Annotated in this window: 19 protein-coding genes and 1 other RNA gene; 12 read left to right on the top strand and 8 right to left on the bottom strand. The window is 67.4% G+C overall.

Translation table 11 applies throughout. The annotated features are described in order from the left end of the window. Window positions 1-17: 17 nt before the first annotated feature. Genes phoU through phoR form a run of 3 tightly spaced genes read left to right on the top strand, consistent with a single transcriptional unit; the run spans window position 18 to window position 2,789 of the window. Window positions 18-722 carry a phosphate signaling complex protein PhoU gene (gene phoU / locus UC35_RS00590; protein ID WP_061495087.1) on the top strand — a complete coding sequence of 235 codons (705 nt, stop codon included), beginning with the start codon at window positions 18-20 and terminating at the stop codon, window positions 720-722. Continuing rightward, window positions 719-1,402 (top strand): phosphate regulon transcriptional regulator PhoB, encoded by a 684-nt coding sequence (gene phoB, locus UC35_RS00585; protein WP_061495085.1) that lies wholly within the window; start codon window positions 719-721, stop codon window positions 1,400-1,402. The genes phoU and phoB overlap by 4 nt, the downstream gene beginning before the upstream one ends. A gap of 31 nt (window positions 1,403-1,433) precedes the next feature. After that, a complete protein-coding gene (gene phoR / locus UC35_RS00580; RefSeq protein WP_061495083.1) occupies window positions 1,434-2,789 on the top strand; it encodes a phosphate regulon sensor histidine kinase PhoR in 1,356 nt (451 codons plus the stop codon). On the opposite strand, the gene UC35_RS00575 is transcribed toward phoR, so the two are convergent. From UC35_RS00575 to UC35_RS24105, 7 genes are all read right to left on the bottom strand, one after another. Then, on the bottom strand, window positions 2,740-4,080 hold the full coding sequence (locus UC35_RS00575; RefSeq protein WP_061495081.1) for an MATE family efflux transporter: 1,341 nt from the start codon (window positions 4,078-4,080) through the stop codon (window positions 2,740-2,742). The genes phoR and UC35_RS00575 overlap by 50 nt on opposite strands. Then, complete coding sequence (locus UC35_RS00570) at window positions 4,077-5,768, bottom strand: hypothetical protein (RefSeq protein WP_061495079.1); 1,692 nt, start codon at window positions 5,766-5,768, stop codon at window positions 4,077-4,079. Before UC35_RS00570 ends, UC35_RS00575 begins: the two co-directional genes overlap by 4 nt. A 96-nt stretch (window positions 5,769-5,864) precedes the next feature. Further along, complete coding sequence (locus tag UC35_RS00565) at window positions 5,865-6,116, bottom strand: type B 50S ribosomal protein L31 (protein ID WP_061495077.1); 252 nt, start codon at window positions 6,114-6,116, stop codon at window positions 5,865-5,867. 86 nt (window positions 6,117-6,202) lie between these two features. Beyond that, window positions 6,203-7,468: a transcription termination factor Rho gene (gene rho, locus UC35_RS00560; RefSeq protein ID WP_061495073.1), complete on the bottom strand. Its 1,266-nt coding sequence runs from the start codon at window positions 7,466-7,468 to the stop codon at window positions 6,203-6,205. Between the two features lie 176 nt (window positions 7,469-7,644). Continuing rightward, entirely contained in the window at window positions 7,645-7,977 is a 333-nt protein-coding gene (gene trxA, locus UC35_RS00555; protein ID WP_061495071.1) for a thioredoxin, read from the bottom strand. A 173-nt stretch (window positions 7,978-8,150) separates the two neighbouring features. Next, window positions 8,151-8,600, bottom strand: coding sequence for a hypothetical protein (locus UC35_RS00550; protein WP_061495069.1), 450 nt, complete (start codon window positions 8,598-8,600; stop codon window positions 8,151-8,153). Window positions 8,601-9,032: 432 nt separating this feature from the next. Then, complete coding sequence (locus tag UC35_RS24105; protein WP_158513849.1) at window positions 9,033-10,769, bottom strand: Ig-like domain-containing protein; 1,737 nt, start codon at window positions 10,767-10,769, stop codon at window positions 9,033-9,035. Window positions 10,770-11,180: 411 nt separating this feature from the next. Here UC35_RS24105 and UC35_RS00540 point away from each other — a divergent pair, with 411 nt between their 5' ends. From UC35_RS00540 to modA, 3 genes are all read left to right on the top strand, one after another. Further along, window positions 11,181-11,408, top strand: a complete 228-nt coding sequence (locus UC35_RS00540; RefSeq protein WP_145979301.1) for a hypothetical protein — start codon at window positions 11,181-11,183, stop codon at window positions 11,406-11,408. 15 nt (window positions 11,409-11,423) lie between these two features. Next, complete coding sequence (locus UC35_RS23385; protein ID WP_145979300.1) at window positions 11,424-11,633, top strand: hypothetical protein; 210 nt, start codon at window positions 11,424-11,426, stop codon at window positions 11,631-11,633. Between the two features lie 813 nt (window positions 11,634-12,446). Beyond that, a complete protein-coding gene (modA, locus tag UC35_RS00535; protein ID WP_061495063.1) occupies window positions 12,447-13,223 on the top strand; it encodes a molybdate ABC transporter substrate-binding protein in 777 nt (258 codons plus the stop codon). Window positions 13,224-13,608: 385 nt separating this feature from the next. Here modA and ffs read toward each other — a convergent pair. Beyond that, window positions 13,609-13,705: signal recognition particle sRNA small type (ffs, locus tag UC35_RS00530), an RNA gene on the bottom strand. An 81-nt stretch (window positions 13,706-13,786) separates the two neighbouring features. Here ffs and dnaX point away from each other — a divergent pair. The 6 genes from dnaX to UC35_RS00500 all read left to right on the top strand — a co-directional run bounded on the left by dnaX (window position 13,787) and on the right by UC35_RS00500 (window position 19,142). Next, a complete protein-coding gene (gene dnaX, locus UC35_RS00525; RefSeq protein WP_061495061.1) occupies window positions 13,787-15,562 on the top strand; it encodes a DNA polymerase III subunit gamma/tau in 1,776 nt (591 codons plus the stop codon). Between the two features lie 25 nt (window positions 15,563-15,587). After that, on the top strand, window positions 15,588-15,920 hold the full coding sequence (locus UC35_RS00520) for a YbaB/EbfC family nucleoid-associated protein (RefSeq protein WP_061495059.1): 333 nt from the start codon (window positions 15,588-15,590) through the stop codon (window positions 15,918-15,920). Window positions 15,921-15,930: 10 nt separating this feature from the next. Beyond that, window positions 15,931-16,521 carry a recombination mediator RecR gene (recR, locus tag UC35_RS00515; RefSeq protein ID WP_061495057.1) on the top strand — a complete coding sequence of 197 codons (591 nt, stop codon included), beginning with the start codon at window positions 15,931-15,933 and terminating at the stop codon, window positions 16,519-16,521. A 47-nt stretch (window positions 16,522-16,568) separates the two neighbouring features. Next, window positions 16,569-16,988 carry an MAPEG family protein gene (locus tag UC35_RS00510; protein ID WP_061495055.1) on the top strand — a complete coding sequence of 140 codons (420 nt, stop codon included), beginning with the start codon at window positions 16,569-16,571 and terminating at the stop codon, window positions 16,986-16,988. Window positions 16,989-17,225: 237 nt separating this feature from the next. Further along, a complete protein-coding gene (locus UC35_RS00505; protein WP_061495053.1) occupies window positions 17,226-18,272 on the top strand; it encodes an ABC transporter substrate-binding protein in 1,047 nt (348 codons plus the stop codon). Between the two features lie 54 nt (window positions 18,273-18,326). After that, window positions 18,327-19,142, top strand: a complete 816-nt coding sequence (locus UC35_RS00500) for an ABC transporter ATP-binding protein (RefSeq protein ID WP_061495050.1) — start codon at window positions 18,327-18,329, stop codon at window positions 19,140-19,142. The last annotated feature ends 82 nt before the right edge of the window (window positions 19,143-19,224 follow it).

The following is a 19,224-nucleotide window of genomic DNA, read 5'->3' as shown; positions in this document are numbered from 1 at the left end:
GGCAAGGAAACACACGCATGCCCGACAAGCATCTTTCCACCCAGTTCGACAGCGAACTCAACGGCGTCTCGTCCCGCGCGATGGAGCTCGGCGGCCTGGTCGAGTCGCAGATCCGCCAGGCGATCCACGCGCTGTCCGAGTTCAGCGCGGAGTCCGCCGCCCGGGTCCTCGAAGTCGAGGACCAGGTGAATGCGATGGAGGTCGAGATCGATCGCGAGCTGTCCTCGATCATCGCCCGCCGCCAGCCCACGGCGCGCGACCTGCGCCTGCTCATCGCGATTTCCAAGGCCACCGCCAACCTCGAGCGCGTGGGGGACGAGGCCGCCAAGATCGCGCGCATGGTGCAATCCATCCTCGGCAAGAGCGGCGGCGCGCGCTCGCTGCCGGCGTCGGAACTGCGCGTGGCGTCCGACCTGGCCTCGGGCCTGCTGCGCAAGGCGCTGGACGCGTTCGCCCGGCTCGACACCGGGACGGCCGTCGCGATCCTGAAGGAAGACGACCTGATCGACAAGGAATTCGACGGGTTCGTGCGCAAGCTCATCACCTACATGATGGAAGACCCGCGCACCATCTCGGCCAGCCTGGACCTGCTGTTCCTGGCCAAGGCCATCGAACGCATCGGCGACCACGCCAAGAACATCGCCGAACTGATCATCTACATCGTCAAGGGCGCCGATGTGCGCCACACGTCGATCGAGAACATCGAATCCGCAGTCCAATGAAGCCTCGCATCCTCATCGTCGAGGACGAACCCTCCATCGCCGAGCTGATCTCGGTCAACCTGCGCCACAACGGCTACCAGCCGGTGTGGGCGGAAGACGGGACCGCGGCGCAGCGCGAAGTGGACGCGGTGCTGCCCGACGCCATCCTGCTGGACTGGATGCTGCCGGGGCACAGCGGGATCGTGCTGGCGCGCAAGTGGCGCGCCGAGCCGCGCACCCGGGCCATTCCCATCCTGATGCTCACCGCGCGCGGCGACGAGCCGGACAAGGTAGCCGGGCTGGACGCCGGGGCCGACGACTACATCACCAAGCCGTTCTCGATGCAGGAGATGCTGGCGCGCATCCGCGCCGTGCTGCGCCGGCGCGCGCCGGAGCAGGTTTCGGAGGCGGTCACCATCGGCCAGCTGGCCCTGGACGCCGCCACGCATCGCGCGACCTGGAAAGAGCTGCCGGTGAAGCTCGGACCCACCGAGTTCAAGCTGCTGCACTACTTGATGAAGCACGCGGAGCGCGTCCACAGCCGGGCGCAGCTGCTCGACAAGGTCTGGGGCGACCACGTGTTCATCGAGGAACGCACGGTGGACGTGCACATCAAGCGCCTGCGCGAGTCGCTTGGCGAGGCCGGCGCCATGGTGGAGACCGTGCGCGGGGCGGGTTACCGCCTCACGGCCGGCGTCTGAGTTTTTTCGTACCCTGTCCATAATCGCGCCCATGGGCATTGCCTTGCTGCTTTTCGCCTGCGCGGCCGCATCGGCCGCTGTGGCCTTCGTGGCCGGGCCGGCCTACGCCCCCGCCGGCGCGCTGCTCGTGCTGCTGGTGAAGTGGCTGGTCGACCGCGCGCACCTGCGCAGGCTGATGGACGCGCTGCGCGACGACGCGGTCAGCGCCTTGCCGGCCCGCTCGCGCAGCGTCTGGGGCGAGATCGCGCACCGGGTCGCCCGCCTGCTGCGCGACCGGGATGAGCGCCTGCGCGAGAGCCAGGCGCGCCTGCAGGAATTCCTGGTGGCGCTGGAGAACTCCCCCAACGGCGTGGTGCTGCTGGACGAGAACGGCCGCATCGAATGGTGCAACCAGACCGCGGCCGGGCATTTCGGCTTCGACGCCCAGCGCGACCAGCTCCAGTACGTCGGCAACCTGGTGCGCGACCCGGCGTTCGCCGCCTACCTGGCGTCGTGGAACTATGCGCGCGAGGTCGTGCTGAGCATGTCCCGGCCGGGCGGGGCGCCCCTGAAGCTCTCGGTGCAGGCGCACCCGTACGCCGGCAGCCGCCGCCTGATCCTCAGCCGCGACGTGACGGCGATGGAGCAGGCCGAGGCCATGCGGCGCGATTTCGTGGCGAACGTCTCGCACGAGATCCGCACGCCGCTGACCGTGCTGGCGGGCTTCGTGGAGACCATGCAGACCCTGGCGCTGGAGCCGGGGGAGCGGGCGCGCTACCTGCAGCTGATGTCGCAGCAGGCCCAGCGCATGCAGACCCTGGTGAACGACCTGCTGGCCCTGTCCCGGCTGGAAGGCAGCCCGCCCCCGGGCGTGGGCGAGTGGCTGCCGCTGCGCACGCTGGTGGCGCCCTGCGAGGAGGAGGCGCGCTCCCTGTCGCGCGTGCTGGCGCCCCAGCGGCCGCACGAACTGGTGTTCGCGCCGCTGCCAGCGCTGGAGGTGTCGGGTTCGCCCGGCGAACTGCAAAGCGCCATCTCCAACCTGCTCAGCAATGCCGTGCGCTATACGCCGCCCGGCGGCAGCATCGACATCAAGTGGCAGCGGCGGCCCGACGGCCGCCTGGAGCTGGCGGTCCGGGACAGCGGTCCCGGCATCGCACCCGAGCATTTGTTGCGCCTGACCGAGCGCTTCTACCGTGTCGATCGCAGCCGCTCGCGCGAAACCGGCGGCACCGGCCTGGGCCTGGCGATCGTCAAGCACGTGGTCCAGCGGCATGGTGCCGAGCTGAAGATCGAAAGCACGCCGGGCGCGGGATCGACCTTCTCGATCATGCTGCCGGCGTCGCGGATACGGGGGGACGTCAGCGCCGGTGCCGGTGCACGGCCCGCCACAGAATCGCTGCCAGGATAGGGCCGAGCAGGACCAGCGCCCCCGCGCCCGCCATCCAGAAGGCGCGGGGCGAATGCTGGGCCGCCAGAGGCCCCAGGCCCTGGTAGGCCAGCGCATAGCCGCCGGCCAGGCCCACGCCCCACAGGAGCACGCAGTACGCGAGCAGCGGCGCGACCGTGACGCGATAGCAGCGCAGCACGAACACGCACAGCGCCTGCGCAGCGTCGCCCAGGTGGAAGAGGGCCAGCCAGCCGAGCAGCCCCGCCGCCACCGCCACCACCTCGGGGTTCGGTGAATAGACCGCCGCCAGCTGCCAGCGGGCCAGCGCGACACCGGCGGCCAGCAGCAGCGCCATCGCCAGTCCCAGCCGGAACCCGGCGCCCACCGCGTGGCGCGCCTTGCGGACATCGCCCGCGCCCAGCCAGTAGCTCACGCGCGCGCTGGTGGCGATCGCCAGCGACAGGGGCACCATGTACAGGACGGCGGCGAGGTTGGAGGCCACCTGGTGCGCCGCCGAAGCCACCGTGCCCTGACGGGCGATGAACAGCGCCATCAGGGTGAACGAGGTGACCTCGACCATCACCGCCAGGCCGGCGGGCACGCCCAGCCGGGCGAACTCGCCGATCACGCGCCAGTCGGGCGGCTCCGGCCGGCGCCAGATCGCATAGGGACGATAGAGGTCCTGCGTGCGCAGCAGCCAGGCGGCCATCGCGAGCATCAGCCAGTTCACGATCACCGTGGCCCAGGCGCAGCCGACGGCGCCCTGCGCGGGCAGACCCCACCCGCCGAAGGCGAACCAGATCGTCAGCGGGATCTTCACCAGCAGCGAGAAGGCCTGCAGCCAAGTCACCAGTTGCGGCTTGCCCAGGCTCTGGTTGAGGGAGCTGTACATCCGGAACAGCAGTGCCGCGGGCAGCGCCAGCACCAGCACCGAAAGGTAGTCGCTCACCGTGGCTTCGAGCGCCGGCGGTACCTCGGTCCAGCGCAGCAGCGCCCCAGGAAACAGCAGCACCAGCGCGCCGGCGACCGTCCCGATGAAGGCGAGGTACAGCGCCTGCCGCACCGAGCGGCCCAGCTCGCGTTGCCGCTGCGCGCCGTGCAGTTCGGCCCAGACCGGCAGCAGCGCCTGCAGCACCCCGATCAGGGCCACGAACACGGTGATGTACACGGCCGCGCCCACCGACAGGGCGGCCAGCGCCTGTTCCGAAAAGCGGCCGGCCACGATGGTGTCGGTGACCCCGAAGGCCATCACGGCCAATTGGCCCACCAGCACGGTCAAGGCATGGCGGGCGATGGTGCGCCGTTCGCTCACGGCCCGCCAGTTCGGCGATAAAGGAGCACGCTCTCGTCCGCGTCCGCGGGGCGGCGCACGTTCGCCACCAGCTGCCACTGCCCCATGTCGAGGGCCTGGGCCGCGGTGGATTGCCGCGGCGCGGCCACCAGCAGCCAGGGGCAGCTGGCCTGGCGGGCTGCCGGCTTCAGCCGGAGGTTGCCGTGGTACATGAAGGCGGTGACCTGGGCGCGGCTCAAGCCGAGTTCCTCGGTGCAGCCGGGGCGGTCCATCTGGCGCTGCACCGCCCGCACCAGCGGACCATAGCTGCGGGCGTAGTCCAGCACCGGCAGCCACAAGGTCATGAGCAGCAGCCAGCACAGCGCCGCGCCGGCCGCCGGCAGCACCAGGCTCTTCCAGATCACCTGGCGGTGGCGGCCGGTGCGCCAGCGCACCAGCGCACCCCAGGCCAGCGTGGCGACGAGCGCTGCGATGAAGGCCGTGAGGGAGAAGCTCGGCACGAAGCCTGGCGCCAGCCGCGCGACATTGGCGGCCGGCTTGGCGGGGATGCCGGTCTGCAGCGACAGCCAGATCACCCAGATCACGATCGCGCAGCCGCTGAAGAAGAGAAGCGTGAACCAGTCGATCAGCGCCGAGACGCTGCGCTGCAGCGTGGGCAGGGCGAAGGCCGCCAGTGTCGCCAGCGCCGGCAGGGCCAGCAGCACCGAACGGTCGGAGGAGGGCGTCACCGCCGATGTCGACAGGGCGACTGCCACGAACCACAGCGGCAGGGCCACGTGTCGGCTCGTGAGCTGGCGCCGCCAGCGCCACAGCGTCCACAGCACCAGCGGCCAGGCCGGCCAGGTGAACCACAGCAATAACCGCCCGAAGGCCCGCCAGTCGCGCGAGCCCGGCGATTCGCTGACTCGCCAGTGCCACAGGTTCAGCCAGAAGGCGATCCCGGCGGCCAGTGCGACCGCGCCGGCGATCAGGGCCGCCTGCTGCAGCGGCGACAGGCTCGCGGCGGATTCCCCCGGGTCGCGGTCCAGCAGGGCGATGACCAGGGCTCCCGCGCCGAACATCGCGGCCATGGATGGCGCACCGCTCAGGGCCAGGCCGACCAGTCCCGCGATGAGGGCGAGGCCGCCGGCCGCGGCGCGATAGGGCAAGGCGGCCACGCCGAAGAAGGTGAGCGCGGTGAAGGCGATCTGCGCCAACGAGGGCGTGGTCTCGTGCGAGAACTGGGCCAGCCCCAGGCAGGCCACGAGGGCGAGCAGGCCGCCGTCCGCCATGGCGCGGGCATAGTCGGTCGGGCTGGCTTCGCCGCCGAAGGCAAAGGGCACGGGCTGCGCCTGGGGGCTTCGCGCCAGGAAGTAGACGCCGTACCAGGTGGCGGCGAGCGTCAGCGCCAGCAGCAGCGCGAACGGCACGCGCGCCGCGAAATCGGCGGGCATCCAACCGGGCGCGATCTTCATGGCCAGGGCGCCCAGCCAGTAGGGCAGCAGGGCGTCGAAGTCCGGTGCCTGGCCAAGCAGGGTGGGCGCCAGCCAGGACGCGGAGCCGCGCGCCAGTTCCAGCATGTGGCCGAAGCCGGTGATGTCGGCGGCCTTCCAGGGCTCTCGGCCGACGAAGCCCGGCACCACATACGCCACGCAGAACAGCAGCAGGATGGTCCGCGGCAGGCGGCGCACGGCGTCCTGGGTGACGATGGCGGGCGTAGGCTGGTTCACTAGGGCCTGTTCACACGGTTTCGCCGCGATTATGTCCGGGCAAAACAAAGGGCAGCGCGGTTGCCCGGGCTGCCCTGTGCCAGGTGGTGGCGTCGATTACTTCTTGGCGCCGAAGCGGTTGCGGAACTTCTCGACACGGCCGCCCATGTTGTCCACCGACTTCTGCGTGCCGGTGTAGAAGGGGTGCGACTCGCTGGAGGTGTCCAGCTTGAACAGCGGCAGCTCGCGGCCGTCGTCGGTCTTGCCCATTTCCTTGGTGGCCACGCACGAGCGCGTCACGAACTTGAAACCGTTGGACAGGTCCACGAAGAGCACTTCGCGGTAGTTGGGGTGAATGCCTTCTTTCATGGATTCCTCGTCAGTGGCGGCAGCCGGCCCGGACCATCCAGGCTACTTTCCGCGGGAAAGCCTGTAATTATAGCCTGCCGCAGTGATCAGCCGCCGCGGCGCATCATGTCGAAGAACTCGACATTGGACTTGGTGGCCTTCATGGACTTGAGCACCATCTCCATCGCCTCGATCTCGTCCATGTTGTACATGAACTGGCGCAGGATCCGGGTCTTCTGCAGGATTTCGGGGGCGAGCAGCAGTTCCTCGCGGCGGGTGCCGGAGCGATTGAGCTGGATCGAGGGAAACACCCGCTTCTCATAGAGGCGGCGGTCCAGGTGGATTTCGCTGTTGCCGGTGCCCTTGAACTCTTCGAAGATGACTTCGTCCATGCGCGAGCCGGTGTCGATCAGGGCCGTGCCGATGATGGTCAGCGAGCCGCCTTCCTCGACGTTGCGCGCGGCGCCCAGGAAGCGCTTGGGCCGCTGCAGCGCGTTGGAGTCCACACCGCCGGTGAGCACCTTGCCCGAAGAGGGCACGACGTTGTTGTAGGCGCGGGCCAGGCGGGTGATCGAGTCCAGCAGGATCACCACGTCCTGCTTCAGTTCCACCAGGCGCTTGGCGCGTTCGATCACCATTTCGGCGACGTGCACATGGCGGGCAGCCGGCTCGTCGAAGGTGGACGCGATCACTTCGCCCTTCACCGAGCGCTGCATCTCGGTCACTTCCTCGGGCCGCTCGTCAACCAGCAGCACCATCAAGTGGCTCTCGGGGTAGTTTGCCGCGATGGCGTGGGCCATGTGCTGCATCATCACCGTCTTGCCGCTCTTGGGCGGGGCGACCAGCAGGGCGCGCTGGCCCTTGCCGATGGGCGCGATGATGTCGATGATGCGGCCGGTGATGTTCTCGTCGCCCTTGAAGTTCTCGCGTTCGAGTTTCATCTGCTCCTTGGGGAACAAGGGCGTCAGGTTCTCGAACATGATCTTGTGCTTGTTGTCCTCCGGCGCGCGGCCGTTGACCTTGTCAAGCTTGGTCAGCGCGAAGTAGCGCTCGCCGTCCTTGGGCGTGCGCACCTCGCCTTCGATCATGTCGCCGGTGTGCAGGTTGAAGCGGCGCACCTGCGAGGGCGAGATGTAGATGTCGTCCGTGCTTGCGGTGTAGCTGGTGTCGGGGCTGCGCAGGAAGCCGAAGCCGTCCGGCAGGATTTCCAGCACGCCGTCGGCGAACACCTGCTCGCCGGCGCGGGCGCGCTTCTTGATGATGGCGAACATCAGCTCCTGCTTGCGCATGCGGCCGGTGTTCTCGATCTCCAGTTCCTCGGCCTGTTTCAGGACTTCCGAGACGTGCAGTGCCTTGAGTTCGTTCAGGTGCATGGACTGACTCCTCGCGGAGTTTTCTTGTTGGATCTGGGGGAAGGTTCCGGGCGAGGCGAGGATGCCTCTCGAACCGCTATCGAGGCGGGCGCATTTCCAGCACCCGGCGACATGGGCAAATTATAGACATTAAAAAGGGCCCGCAAAGGGGCCCTTGGGGTTTGTGCCGGGAGCGTTCAGCTCAGCTGGCGGCTCACGAAGGCGACGATCTCGGCCTTCGGCTTGGCGCCCACCAGCGTGCCTTTCAGCTCACCGCCCTGGAACAGCATCAGCGTCGGGATGCCGCGGATGCCGAACTTGGCCGGGATCTCGCGGTTGTCGTCCACGTTCATCTTGGCGATCTGCAGCTTGTCGCCGTAGGTGGTCGCGACCTCGTCCAGGATCGGCGAGATCATCTTGCAGGGGCCGCACCATTCGGCCCAATAGTCCACCAGCACCGGCTTGTCCGAGTTCAGGACATCGGCCTCGAAGGATGCGTCGGAGATATGCTTGATCAGGTCGTTGGCCATGCGAATTTCCTTGGTCTCTGGGCTGACTCGATCCGGGCGAGCGCGCCGGCCGGACCAGCCGATGAAGTCGTTTGGTTCATTGTGACAGAAACCAATTCCCCGCACCGCCAGGGGGCAGGAAGAGGGCTGTCCAGGAGAGGCGCGGGCTGCTGGCCGCGCCTTCGCCAACCGCCTCAGAAGTTGTTGCGGTAGTACATCATCGGCGTGCCGCGGCTGCGCTTGACGGTGACGCGGGCGCCGCCTTCCAGCTGCAGGCCGACGAAGCCGCGGTCGGCGACGAAGCCGCCGTTGCGCGCGGTCAGGCCCGAGCCGAGTCCCATCTCCACCCGAGCGCCGTAGTCGTAGTCCCGGCTCATGATGAGGGATATCGCATCGGCATTCCCGACGCGCCGCCATGCGGTGACATCGAGCCGGTAGTTGCCATCCAGTTCGTGGCGCCAGTGCAAGCCCAGATCGAGCAAGGGCGCGCCGGGCGTGTAGGGCAGCATGGCCAGACCCGTTCCTGGCGCGTAGAAACTCGTCACGCCGACCGCCAGCCCCAGTGCCGAACGGCCCGAAGGAAGCAGGGTGATGGCCGTGCGTGAGGCGCGCGTGGATGCATCGCCGCTGTCGAAACGGGGCACGTCGGAGGAAGAGAGCTCAAAAACGGGAGCCCTGATCGGGGTGCCCGCCGGGGACACAAGGAGCGGTTCGGAAGCTGCCGCGGCTCCTTCTTCCGCAAAGACGGTGCTCGCGGCCAGTGCCAGGGCCGTGAAGACCGTTGCGCGGAAACACACGCGGACGGAAAAGAACTGACCCCGACGGCACGCGAACATGGCGAACCTCCGATGCTGGGGACAGCATAAGGGCTTCTCCTGTGCCGGGCTTGTCGGAATTGTCCGGAAACGTTGTGGGCCGTCGCGTCTGAGCTGTGCCCGCCGAATCGCGCAAGGCCTTGCGGACGTGTGAAAGCCCGCGCCGGGTCACCCCGGGCGGGCTTGTGTTTCGCGCGCCGCGCGCGCCGCCGGAAGCCGGGAAGGCGGCAGAGTCAGCCCTTCCCAGTCCCTGCGAAACGCTTATCGGCTGCGCACGCTCGTCGTCGCACTGCCGACCTTGCCGGCCGCATCCTGCGCTTGCACCTGGATGGTGTGGGTCGAGTTGCGACGGCCGGGCAGGGTCATCGTGCAGCTGTACGGTGCTGCCGTGTCAGTGCAGACTTGCGCGCCATTGAGGTAGAAGCGCACTTGCGTCACGCCGACGTTGTCGGTGGCATTGGCGGTGACGTTGAACGTCGCGCGGCGATCGAAGCTCGTGCCGTTGCCCGGGCTGGTGATGCTCACGCTCGGCGCCTGCGTGTCGGCGGGAGCGGGAGCGGGTGCCGGCGCGGGCGCGGGTGACGGCGCAGGTGCCGGAGCGGGCGCGGGTGCCGGAGCGGGCGCGGCCACGCGGGGATCCGTCGTCGCTTGCCAGCCGTTGTTCACCCACATCCACCAGTCGCCCCACGAGTTCTGCTGGTAAACCGTATGGTCCCAATACAGCAGCAGCGTGACGTTGGACGAAACGGTCGCGGTTCCACTTCTGTAGATCACGCCGCCAGACACGGTCCATGTCGCGCCACCGGCGTCGACGATCGTGCCCGATGAGGTAATGGCCGTGCCCTGAGCGCTTTCCGGCGCAGGCGCGGGCGCCGGGGACGGCGCGGGCGACGGAGCCGGAGCCGGAGCGGGAGCGGGCGCGGCAGTCCGCATCGCGTCGATCTCGGCGCTGGTCAGAAGCCCGCGGCTGGTGATCTCGTTGCGCTCAGCCGTGGTCAACGTGCCGCCGGCGAAGGCGGTGGCCAGGTACAGGTGGACCTTGGGCTGCGACAGGTTGTACATCATGCCGAAACGGTTCTCCGGCACCGGCTTGCTCGGCGCATCGGTCAGCTCGTAGATGTGGATCGACTCGATGTTGGCGATGGTCTGGGTGCGCAGCTCCTTCAGGTGCCGCGTCAGGCCCTTCAGGCACTTCTCGGTCGTCGCCATGCCGACCTGGTTCTCGTAGGCGCCCTCGTAGATCTCACCGCAGTGGAACTCGTTGATGCGAACCGGCTTGCCGAAGGAAGCGAGCTGGGCGAGCGGGCCGCCGGCGCCGTACCAGGTGTCGTTCAGCAGGCTGGCCTGCTCCTGGCGCGGGTAGATGTGCCAGCCGGTGATGTCCCACTGTACGCCCTGTTGCTTCAGGTGGGTCATCAGGCCCCAGTCGCGGCCCAGCGCGCCCATGATCACCTTCAGCGGCAGGCCCGAGCTGGCGCGGATGTCCTGGATCGCGCGCGACATGCCCTTGAGCGCCGCGGTGAGCGAGGCCACGCAGGGCTTGCCCTGGTAGGGCGCGGTGGAGCTGCCGGCGCTGTTCCAGGGCACTTCGCGCTGGATCTCGGGGCGCAGCTGCACTTCGTTGAGCAACTCGTAGTCGTAGACGATGTCCTTGGTCTGGTTGACCAGCGTCGCGGTGTCGTTGTAGGCGCGCTGCTCGATGCCGGCGAGGTCCGGGTTGCAGCTGCTGTCCCACTGGAAGTTCACTTGCAGCGCCACTTCGACCTTGCCGCCGTTGGCGCGGATCTTGTTGACCTGGTCGCGGAAGGCGTTCATGTCGCCGGTCCACAGGTCCATGCGCGCCGTCTTCAGGTTGCGCGTCTTCATGATGCCGGCGCGCGTGCTGTTGGTCGTGGCGTCAGAGCCGGTATGAATGTTGACGCCGTAGTCGAGGGCAAAGGCGGGGGCGGCGGACAGGGCGGCGGCCGAGGCGGCCAGTGCGACGAGGCGTCGTTTCATGCGGTACATCTCCTTACTACTGATCGGGTGCGAATCGGCCAGCTGGTGCTCAGCCGTTCGAATGGCGCGATGGTAGTGGCGCGGATGAGCTGTCCGCCGCGAGAAACGTAAGGGAATGGATGAGGCTTTACGAAATGCTGAGCCGTTAGCTCAGCACTCTGGGAGAACCGGCGCAAATAGCGCCCGTCAGCTCATCAGAAGTTACGCCAAGTTGCAGGGGTCATAGGCCTGACGCGAGTCCGCCACGGCATTGTTGAGCTTGCCGCACGCAACGGCTGAGTTACCAGGGACTGCTCAACAATAGGGCGGGATTCATGATAGTGTTGAGCCATGAGTCTCAGCAGTAGATGCCGTCCCGGCGACCTCGCAATCGTGGTCAATGCCGTCTGCCAGTCCAACATTGGGTGCATCGTGCAAGTCGTCGGGCCCTACCAGGGCGAGGGCGACTGGGCCGTCAACGAGCCCGGGGTGGTCTGGCTGGTGAAGTCTTCCAAGCGGATGACCTGGATCATGGGTGACAAGCGCTATCGCCGCACCCAGGGACCGGCGCGCGACGACCAGCTTCAGCCCATCCGCGGGCAGTCGCCGTCCGGCGACGCCGTAGGGCGCGAGCAACTCGACCGGGTGACGACCGCCTGACAGCGACGGGCGAGCATGGCCGGGCCCAACCCCGCGTCCGACGCCGCCATCCGGGCAGAGCTGTCGCGGATGACCAGGGACCAACTGCGCGAGGTGGCTGGCCTGCACATCCTGTTCTTTGACAGCGTCTTCGACGACGAAGACTCAGCCACTGCGGTGCTCGGCTTTCGGCGCCGGCAACAGATGGCGCGCGAGATGCTCGCCGAGCCGCTGCCCCCGATCTGAAAAGACATTTTCGCATCCGTCGCCTCCGGCGCGGCTACTCGCTCCTGCGCGAATCTCCTAGAACCGTTCACGGCCCGGACGCAACCCATCTTCGGGTCGGGCGGTCCCGCGCACGACTTCATCGTCCAAGCTGCCAACTTAACGTGGAAGTACCGCCATGAAGCTCAAGTTCAGTTCCACCCGATTCGCTTCCCTGGCGTTCGCGGCCTTCGCGACGTCGCTCATGTCGTTGCCCGGTCCCGCTGCTGCCGGGCTGAAGTGCGTCCACTATTCAACGACAACCTGCACGGTGGACGCGAAGACCGGCAAACGAACCTGCACCGAATCCGGGGGGTACGACGTCTGCACTGTTGTGCCAGATTCCGGGTCAGGGAAGGCACCGAGCGCAACCCTTGCTCAGCCAATGGGTCGAGTGCCCGTCAAGCGCTGAGCTGCATAACTCGACTCATATGGGGAAGTCCACGTCCACGTTTGTGAGCGTGGCACCTGAGGTGCTACAGGCGGTGCTGCAATCGCGCTGGATCGCAGCTTGGCCTGTGCCAAGTCCTTGATTTACAAAGTCTCGTCCCCAGGATTCATCGCGTTCGACTGCCGACTTTGTGACCTACCTGGATCGGGTTGCCGCTCGGCGGGCGGCTGCGCTGCCGCCACCTCGTCACGGTGGCCTCCTTCTTATGGGGGAGGGTAACCTCGGCCAGAATAGATACGATTCCTCGATGCCACGCTCATCCGTGCAGATCAGGCTCAGGCTCTGGGTCGAGGACGTCGGTATCCCTCGACACCGCCAAGCCCGATCTTCGAAATGAAGGCAATATGATGCCGCTCACGCGCCGGGCCTTCTGCGGTCTAGCTGCCGCAGTTCCGGCGGCATTTGCTCAGGTCAACACGGTGACCATCGCAGCAACCTCGTCCCTGCGCTTCGTGCTTTTCGATGTGATCCGCGACTACCAGCAGAAGACTGGCAACTTCGTCCACGTGACCTACGGCGCGTCGGGGGCCTTGTTCAACCAGTTGAAGCAGGGCGCACCCTACGAACTTTTCCTGCCCGCCGACGATGAGTATGCGCTCAAGTTGGCCGACGCCGGATTGAGCCAGGACCGGGGTACGGTGTACGGTGTCGGGCGGATTGTCCTGTACGTACCCAGCGGCTCCAAAATCAGGCCCGACGAAGACATGAAGGACCTCGCCGTCGCCGCCAGGGATGGCCGTCTCAAGCAACTAGCGATTGCGAATCCGCAACAATCTCCCTACGGTAGGGCGGCGGTCAAGGCCATGAAGGCGCTCGGCGTCTGGCCCGCACTGGAGAACAAGCTGGTGCTGGCCGAGCATTCCTCGCAGGCCGCGCAATATGCTCTAAGTGGCAGTGCCCATGCAGGTATCGTGGCCTACTCGTTGGCGCTCGCGCCGACCATGACCAGGGGCGGCACTCACGTCTTGATCCCTGAGCGCCTGCACGCGCCGCTGCGCCAGCGCATGGTCTTGACCAAGAAGGCTGGGGCGGCTGCGAAGGACTTCTGCAACTACCTGCAAAGTGCCGACGCCAGGGCAGTGCTGCAACGGTACGGGATGTCCTTGCCACCCGGGAAGTGACTTCATGGCCTCAGCTGTGGCTTGGGCAGGCAGGGGCAGGGTGGCAGCGGATGATGGGCCGCATGCATTTGCTCGGCTGCGCGGCACGTCCGCTCGCAGGATTTCGGCCCGCAGGATCGTGCCCTTGCTGATGGCCTCGCGCTTGGCGCAGGCGCCGAGCGAGAGCACCATTCCGGTACTTCGGCTTATTTTGGATGTCCGATGGGAGAACTACGCGCAGGTAGTAGCTGGAACCGCGGGTGAAAAGACCAGTGAGGCTCATGTCGGACGCTCCACGTTGAGGTACGTGGCACCCCGAGGTGCTACAGGCAGGTGCTACAAATTCCGCCGATCAGCCACCCAACCGAAGCTAAGTGCTTGATCTACAACGAAATCCGTAGGGGAAGTTGACGAGCCTTACCCCCGGCACTGGCTCCACAGTTAGGGCTGCTTGGTTCCCCACCTGACCCGGTTGGCCGCTTCACCATGCGGGGAGGCCCGTCAAGTACGTATTCTAGTGCGTGCAGGCTGCCGGTCTCACCGATGGATGAGGAGACCGCGGACCCGCCCCGTAGAATCGCCGCATGTCCTACGTCGTGCTCGCCCGCAAATACCGGTCCCGCAACTTCGCGGAGATGGTGGGCCAGGAGCACGTGGTGCAGGCGCTCAGCAATGCGCTTGTTCAGCAGCGGCTGCATCACGCCTACCTGTTCACCGGCACGCGAGGCATCGGCAAGACGACCGTGTCGCGCATCCTGGCCAAGGCGCTCAACTGCACCGGGCCGGATGGGCAGGGCGGCATCACGGCGACGCCCTGCGGCGTGTGCCAGGCCTGCACCGAGATCGACGGCGGCCGCTTCGTCGATTACACCGAGCTGGACGCCGCCTCGAACCGGGGCGTCGACGAGGTCCAGGCCCTGCTGGAGCAGGCGGTCTACAAGCCGGTGCAGGGCCGCTTCAAGGTCTTCATGATCGACGAAGTACACATGCTGACCGGGCATGCCTTCAACGCCATGCTCAAGACACTGGAGGAGCCGCCCGAATACCTCAAGTTCGTGCTGGCCACCACCGATCCGCAAAAGGTTCCGGTGACGGTGCTGTCGCGCTGCCTGCAGTTCAACCTGCGGCCGATGGCGCCCGAGACCGTGCAGGCCCACCTGGAGCACGTGCTGCAAGCCGAGGGCGTGCCGGCCGACGCGCAAGCCCTGCGCCTGCTGTCGCGCGCGGCGCGCGGTTCGATGCGCGACGCGCTGTCGCTCACCGACCAGGCGATCGCCTTCGGCAGCGGCCGGATCGAGGAGACCGGGGTGCGGCAGATGCTGGGCAGCGTCGACCGCAGCCATGTCTTCCGGCTGATCGAGGCGCTGGGCGAGGGCGACGGCCGCACCGTGGTCGAGGTCAGCGATGCGCTGCGCGCGCAGGGGCTCAGCGCGGCTTCGACGCTGGAGGAGATGTGCGCAGTGCTGCAGCGCATGGCCGTCTGCCAGGCCGTGCCCTCGGCCGCGAACACTGACGATGCCGAGGCCGCCGAGATCGCGCGCCTGGCCACCCTGCTACCCGCCGACGAGACCCAGCTGCTCTACAGCATGTGCCTGCACGGCCGGGCCGAGCTCGGCCTGGCAGCCGATGAGTATGCGGCGCTGACCATGGTGCTGCTGCGGCTGCTGGCCTTCAAGGCACCCGGCTCCGCCTCCCAGCCGGAAAAAAAAACTCTGAATGAAGCCCGGCCCGCCGCGGCGCCTGCTACCGCGCCGGCGGCCCGCGTAGCGGCACCGGCCACTGCACTGCCTGCGGCCACGGCGCCACCGGGACGCGTGCTGCCGGTGGTGGAGCCACAGCGCGCCGCGCAGCCCGCGCCGGTGCCTGCCCGGGCGCAGCCGGCGACCGAAGTGCTGGGCGTGCCGGTGCGCGTGCAGTCCGAACCGGCGGGTGAGCCGGCGGCGGCCACGTCCGAAGCCCTGAACCTGACGCCGGAAGGCGACTTCTGGCACGCGCTGGTGACCGGGATGGCGGCGCGCGAGGCGATCACGGCGCTGGTGCGGGAACTGGCCTTGCAGTCACAGCTGCTCGCCCGCGACGAGGGCCACTGGATGCTGCGCGTGGAGCGCGAGTCCCTGAACCAGAAGGTGAGCCGCGAGCGGCTGGAGGCGGCGCTGCAGGCGGCGGGCCATCCCGTGGCGCTGACCGTCGAAGTCGGCGTCGTCAGCGACAGCCCGGCGCGGCGCAATGCGGCCGCCGCGCAGGCGCGCCAGAAGGCCGCCGAAGAAATCATCCTCAAAGACCCGTTCGTGCAGGACCTGATGCGTGACTTTGGCGCGAAAATCGTGCCCGGAAGCATCAAGCCGGTATCGAACGGCTGACGCGAAACGCACACAAGGACACATCATGTTCAACAAAGGACAACTGGCCGGCCTGATGAAGCAGGCGCAGGCCATGCAGGACAACCTCAAGAAGGCGCAGGACGAACTGGGCTCGATCGAAGTCACCGGCGAGTCGGGGGCCGGACTGGTCAAGGTCACGATGACCTGCAAGCACGACGTCAAGCGCGTGACCATCGACCCCAGCCTGCTGGCCGACGACAAGGACATGCTCGAGGACCTGGTGGCCGCCGCCTTCAATGCGGCGGTGCGCAAAGCCGAGGAAACCTCGCAGGAAAAACTCGGCAAGATCACTGCCGGCATGCCGGGGCTGCCCGGGGGCATGAAGTTCCCCTTCTAAGCCTTCCAAGGTGTCCGACAACAATTCGCTCAATGCATTGATCGAAGGCCTGCGAAGGCTGCCGGGCGTGGGCGTCAAGTCCGCCTCGCGCATGGCCTTCCACCTGCTGCAGCACGACCGCGCGGGCGCGCAGCTGTTGGCGCAGGCGCTGCAGCAGGCCACGACGCAGATCCGCCATTGCACCCGCTGCCATACCTTCACCGAGAAAGAGGTCTGCGACACCTGCACCGACCCGCGCCGCGATGCGGCCAAGCTGTGCGTGGTGGAAACGCCGGCCGACCAGGCCGCGCTCGAGCGGACGGCAGCCTACCAGGGCCTGTACTTCGTGCTGATGGGCAAGCTCAGCCCGCTCGACGGCATCGGCCCCAAGGACATCGGCCTGTCCAAGCTCTTCGAGCGGGCGACCGACGGGGTGGTGCAGGAAGTGATCCTGGCCACCAATTTCACCGCCGAGGGTGAAGCCACGGCGCACGTGATCGCCGAAGCGCTCAAGGCGCGCGGGCTGAAGGTGACGCGATTGGCGCGCGGGGTGCCAGCCGGCAGCGAACTCGAATACGTGGACCTGGGCACGATCGCGCACGCGCTGGTCGACCGGCGCTAACCGGAACAAAAAGCCGGAACCAAAAACGAACAGAGAGGAGAAACACGATGCCGACGGCATACCCCCATTTCACGATCGCCTACGGCTGCGTCTTCATTGCGGCCCTGCTTCCGCTGGTGTGCGCCTGGATCGCCAAGAGCCCGGGCTTCGGCAAGCCGCGCAAGCAAGGCGGCTTCGACAACGCCGATCCGCGCGGCTGGCTGGCCCGCCAGACCGACTGGGCGGCGCGCGCCAACGCGGCCCAGGCCAACAGCTTCGAGGCTCTTCCGTTTTTCATCGGCGCCGTGGTCATCGCGCACCAGCTGCGCGCTCCTCAGGGCATCGTCGACATCCTGGCGATCCTGTTCATCACGCTGCGCGTGATCTACATCGCGATGTACGTCGCCGGACTGCCGATGGTGCGCTCGGCGATCTGGACGCTGGCGCTCCTGGTGAATATCGGCATCTTCTTCGCCGGTTGGCGCTGAAGGATTCGGTGGACTGATCAGTGCGAGGCGGCCCGGCAAAGCCGGTTCCTCCTCGCAAAAAGGGACCGCGCTGCACGGCGTTTCGTGCGGTCCGAACCCTGACGCGGCACCCGGCGTCAAGGGGGTGAAACACGCGCTTGCAAACTTACGTGTAAACCCGCAGGGGATGTTCCCGATGCGGGTGCGCCTGCCCCTGACTACCCTCGAAAAGAAACGATTCCAAGAGAGGACATCCCCATGAAGAACGACCTGATGACGCGCCGCGCGTTCAGCGCCGCTGCGGCCGTGGCCGCTGCCTGCGTGGCGGCGCCGGCACTGCGCGCCCAGGGACGGCTGGAAAAGACCAAGCTGGCGATCGCGGTGGGCGGCAAGGCCGCCTTCTACTACCTCCCCCTCACGATCTCCGAGCAGCTCGGCTATTTCAAGGCCGAGGGGCTGGACGTGGAGATCTCCGACTTCGCCGGCGGCGCCAAGTCGCTGCAGGCACTGATGGGCGGCTCGGCCGATGTGGTCGCCGGTGCCTACGAGCACACCATCAACATGCAGTCGAAGAACCAGTCGATCCAGTCGATCGTGCTGATGGGTCGCGCGCCGCAGATCGCGGTCGGTGTGTCCACCAAGACCATGCCCGGCTTCAAGACGATGGCGGAACTGCGCGGCAAGAAGGTCGGCGTCTCGGCGCCGGGTTCGTCGACCAACATGGTGGCCAACCTGGTGCTCTCGCGCGCCGGCATCAAGGCCAGCGAGGTGAGCATCGTGGGCGTGGGCACTGCCGCCGGCGCGTTGACGGCGCTTCGCTCGGGCCAGGTCGATGTCATGAGCAACACCGACCCGGTGATGACCATGCTGGAGCAGAAGGGCGACGTGAAGATCATCAGCGACACGCGCACGCTCAAGGGCACCCAGGAGGTGTTCGGCGGTCCCATGCCGGCGGCCTGCTTCTACACCCATGCCGACTTCGTCAAGAGCCACCCGAACACCTGCCAGGCCCTGGCCAATGCGATCGTGCACGGCCTGAAGTGGCTGCAGACCGCGGGGCCGAGCGACATCATCAAGACCGTGCCCGAGAGCTACCTGCTCGGCGACCGCGCGCTGTACCTGGCTTCCTTCAACAAGGTGCGGGAAGCGATCGGCGTGGACGGCATGCTGCCGGACGACGGCGCCAAGACCGCATTGCGGGCGCTCGCGAGCTTCGAGCCGAGCATCAAGCCGGAGAAGATCGACCTCACCCGCACCTACACCAACGACTTCGCGCGCCGCGCCAAGGACAAGTACAAGGCTTGAGCGACAAGGCTTGAACGGCGGGCGCCAAGCTCGGCTTTTGGGTAAGCTCGGGCCATGGCTGACGACGCGCTCGAGCTCCAGGACATCACGGTCACCTTTCGCTCGCGCGAAGCGGGCGAGCAGGCCTACACCGCCGTCGCGGACACCAGCCTGAAGGTGCGCGGCGGCGAGTTCGTCTCCGTGGTCGGCCCGACCGGCTGCGGCAAGTCCACCCTGCTCAACATCGCCGCCGGGCTGCTCCAGCCCTCGGCCGGCGACGTGCGGGTGTTCGGCCAGCCCCTGCGGGGCATCAACCACCGCGCCGGCTACATGTTCCAGTCCGAGGCGCTGATGCCCTGGCGCAGCGCCATCGAGAACGTGATGGTCGGCCTGGAATACCGGGGCCTGGCGGCGGCGCAGGCGCGTGAGCAAGCCCGGGCCTGGCTGGAACGCGTCGGGCTGCGCGGCTTCGAGCAGCGCTATCCGCACCAGCTCTCGGGCGGCATGCGCAAGCGCACTGCGCTGGCGCAGACCCTCGCGCTCGACCCCGACATCATCCTGATGGACGAGCCTTTCAGCGCCCTCGACATCCAGACGCGCCAGTTGATGGAAAACGAGGTGCTGGCGCTGTGGGCGGCCAAGCGAAAGGCCGTGCTGTTCATCACCCACGACCTGGACGAAGCCATCGCCATGAGCGATCGCGTGGTGGTGCTGTCGGCCGGACCGGCCACGCACCCGATCGGCGAGTTCGAGATCGACCTGCCGCGGCCGCGCGATGTCGCCGAGATTCGCTCGCATCCGCGCTTCCTCGAGTTGCACGGCCGCATCTGGGGCGTGCTGCGCGACGAGGTGCTCAAAGGCTACGCGCAGCAACTGAAGAAGGCGGCCTGAAGTGAAACGCCCCCACGCTCATCACTGCGTGTATTCGCTGCCCCCCGAAGGGGTCCAGGCCTCCTTTGGGGCGGCCCGGCAG

The sequence above is a fragment of the Ramlibacter tataouinensis genome, from assembly GCF_001580455.1.
In the GTDB taxonomy this organism is placed as follows: domain Bacteria; phylum Pseudomonadota; class Gammaproteobacteria; order Burkholderiales; family Burkholderiaceae_C; genus Ramlibacter; species Ramlibacter tataouinensis_B.
This window is presented reverse-complemented; position numbering and strand designations above follow the sequence as displayed.

Excerpts from the sequence above, each read along its gene's own strand:
- phoU (WP_061495087.1), top strand. The coding sequence starts at position 18 with ATGCCCGACAAGCATCTTTCCACCCAGTTCGACAGCGAACTCAACGGC.
- phoB (WP_061495085.1), top strand. The coding sequence starts at position 719 with ATGAAGCCTCGCATCCTCATCGTCGAGGACGAACCCTCCATCGCCGAG.
- phoR (WP_061495083.1), top strand. The coding sequence starts at position 1,434 with ATGGGCATTGCCTTGCTGCTTTTCGCCTGCGCGGCCGCATCGGCCGCT.
- UC35_RS00565 (WP_061495077.1), bottom strand. The coding sequence starts at position 6,116 with ATGAAAGAAGGCATTCACCCCAACTACCGCGAAGTGCTCTTCGTGGAC.
- rho (WP_061495073.1), bottom strand. The coding sequence starts at position 7,468 with ATGCACCTGAACGAACTCAAGGCACTGCACGTCTCGGAAGTCCTGAAA.
- trxA (WP_061495071.1), bottom strand. The coding sequence starts at position 7,977 with ATGGCCAACGACCTGATCAAGCATATCTCCGACGCATCCTTCGAGGCC.
- UC35_RS24105 (WP_158513849.1), bottom strand. The coding sequence starts at position 10,769 with ATGAAACGACGCCTCGTCGCACTGGCCGCCTCGGCCGCCGCCCTGTCC.
- UC35_RS23385 (WP_145979300.1), top strand. The coding sequence starts at position 11,424 with ATGGCCGGGCCCAACCCCGCGTCCGACGCCGCCATCCGGGCAGAGCTG.
- modA (WP_061495063.1), top strand. The coding sequence starts at position 12,447 with ATGATGCCGCTCACGCGCCGGGCCTTCTGCGGTCTAGCTGCCGCAGTT.
- dnaX (WP_061495061.1), top strand. The coding sequence starts at position 13,787 with ATGTCCTACGTCGTGCTCGCCCGCAAATACCGGTCCCGCAACTTCGCG.
- UC35_RS00520 (WP_061495059.1), top strand. The coding sequence starts at position 15,588 with ATGTTCAACAAAGGACAACTGGCCGGCCTGATGAAGCAGGCGCAGGCC.
- UC35_RS00510 (WP_061495055.1), top strand. The coding sequence starts at position 16,569 with ATGCCGACGGCATACCCCCATTTCACGATCGCCTACGGCTGCGTCTTC.
- UC35_RS00505 (WP_061495053.1), top strand. The coding sequence starts at position 17,226 with ATGAAGAACGACCTGATGACGCGCCGCGCGTTCAGCGCCGCTGCGGCC.
- UC35_RS00500 (WP_061495050.1), top strand. The coding sequence starts at position 18,327 with ATGGCTGACGACGCGCTCGAGCTCCAGGACATCACGGTCACCTTTCGC.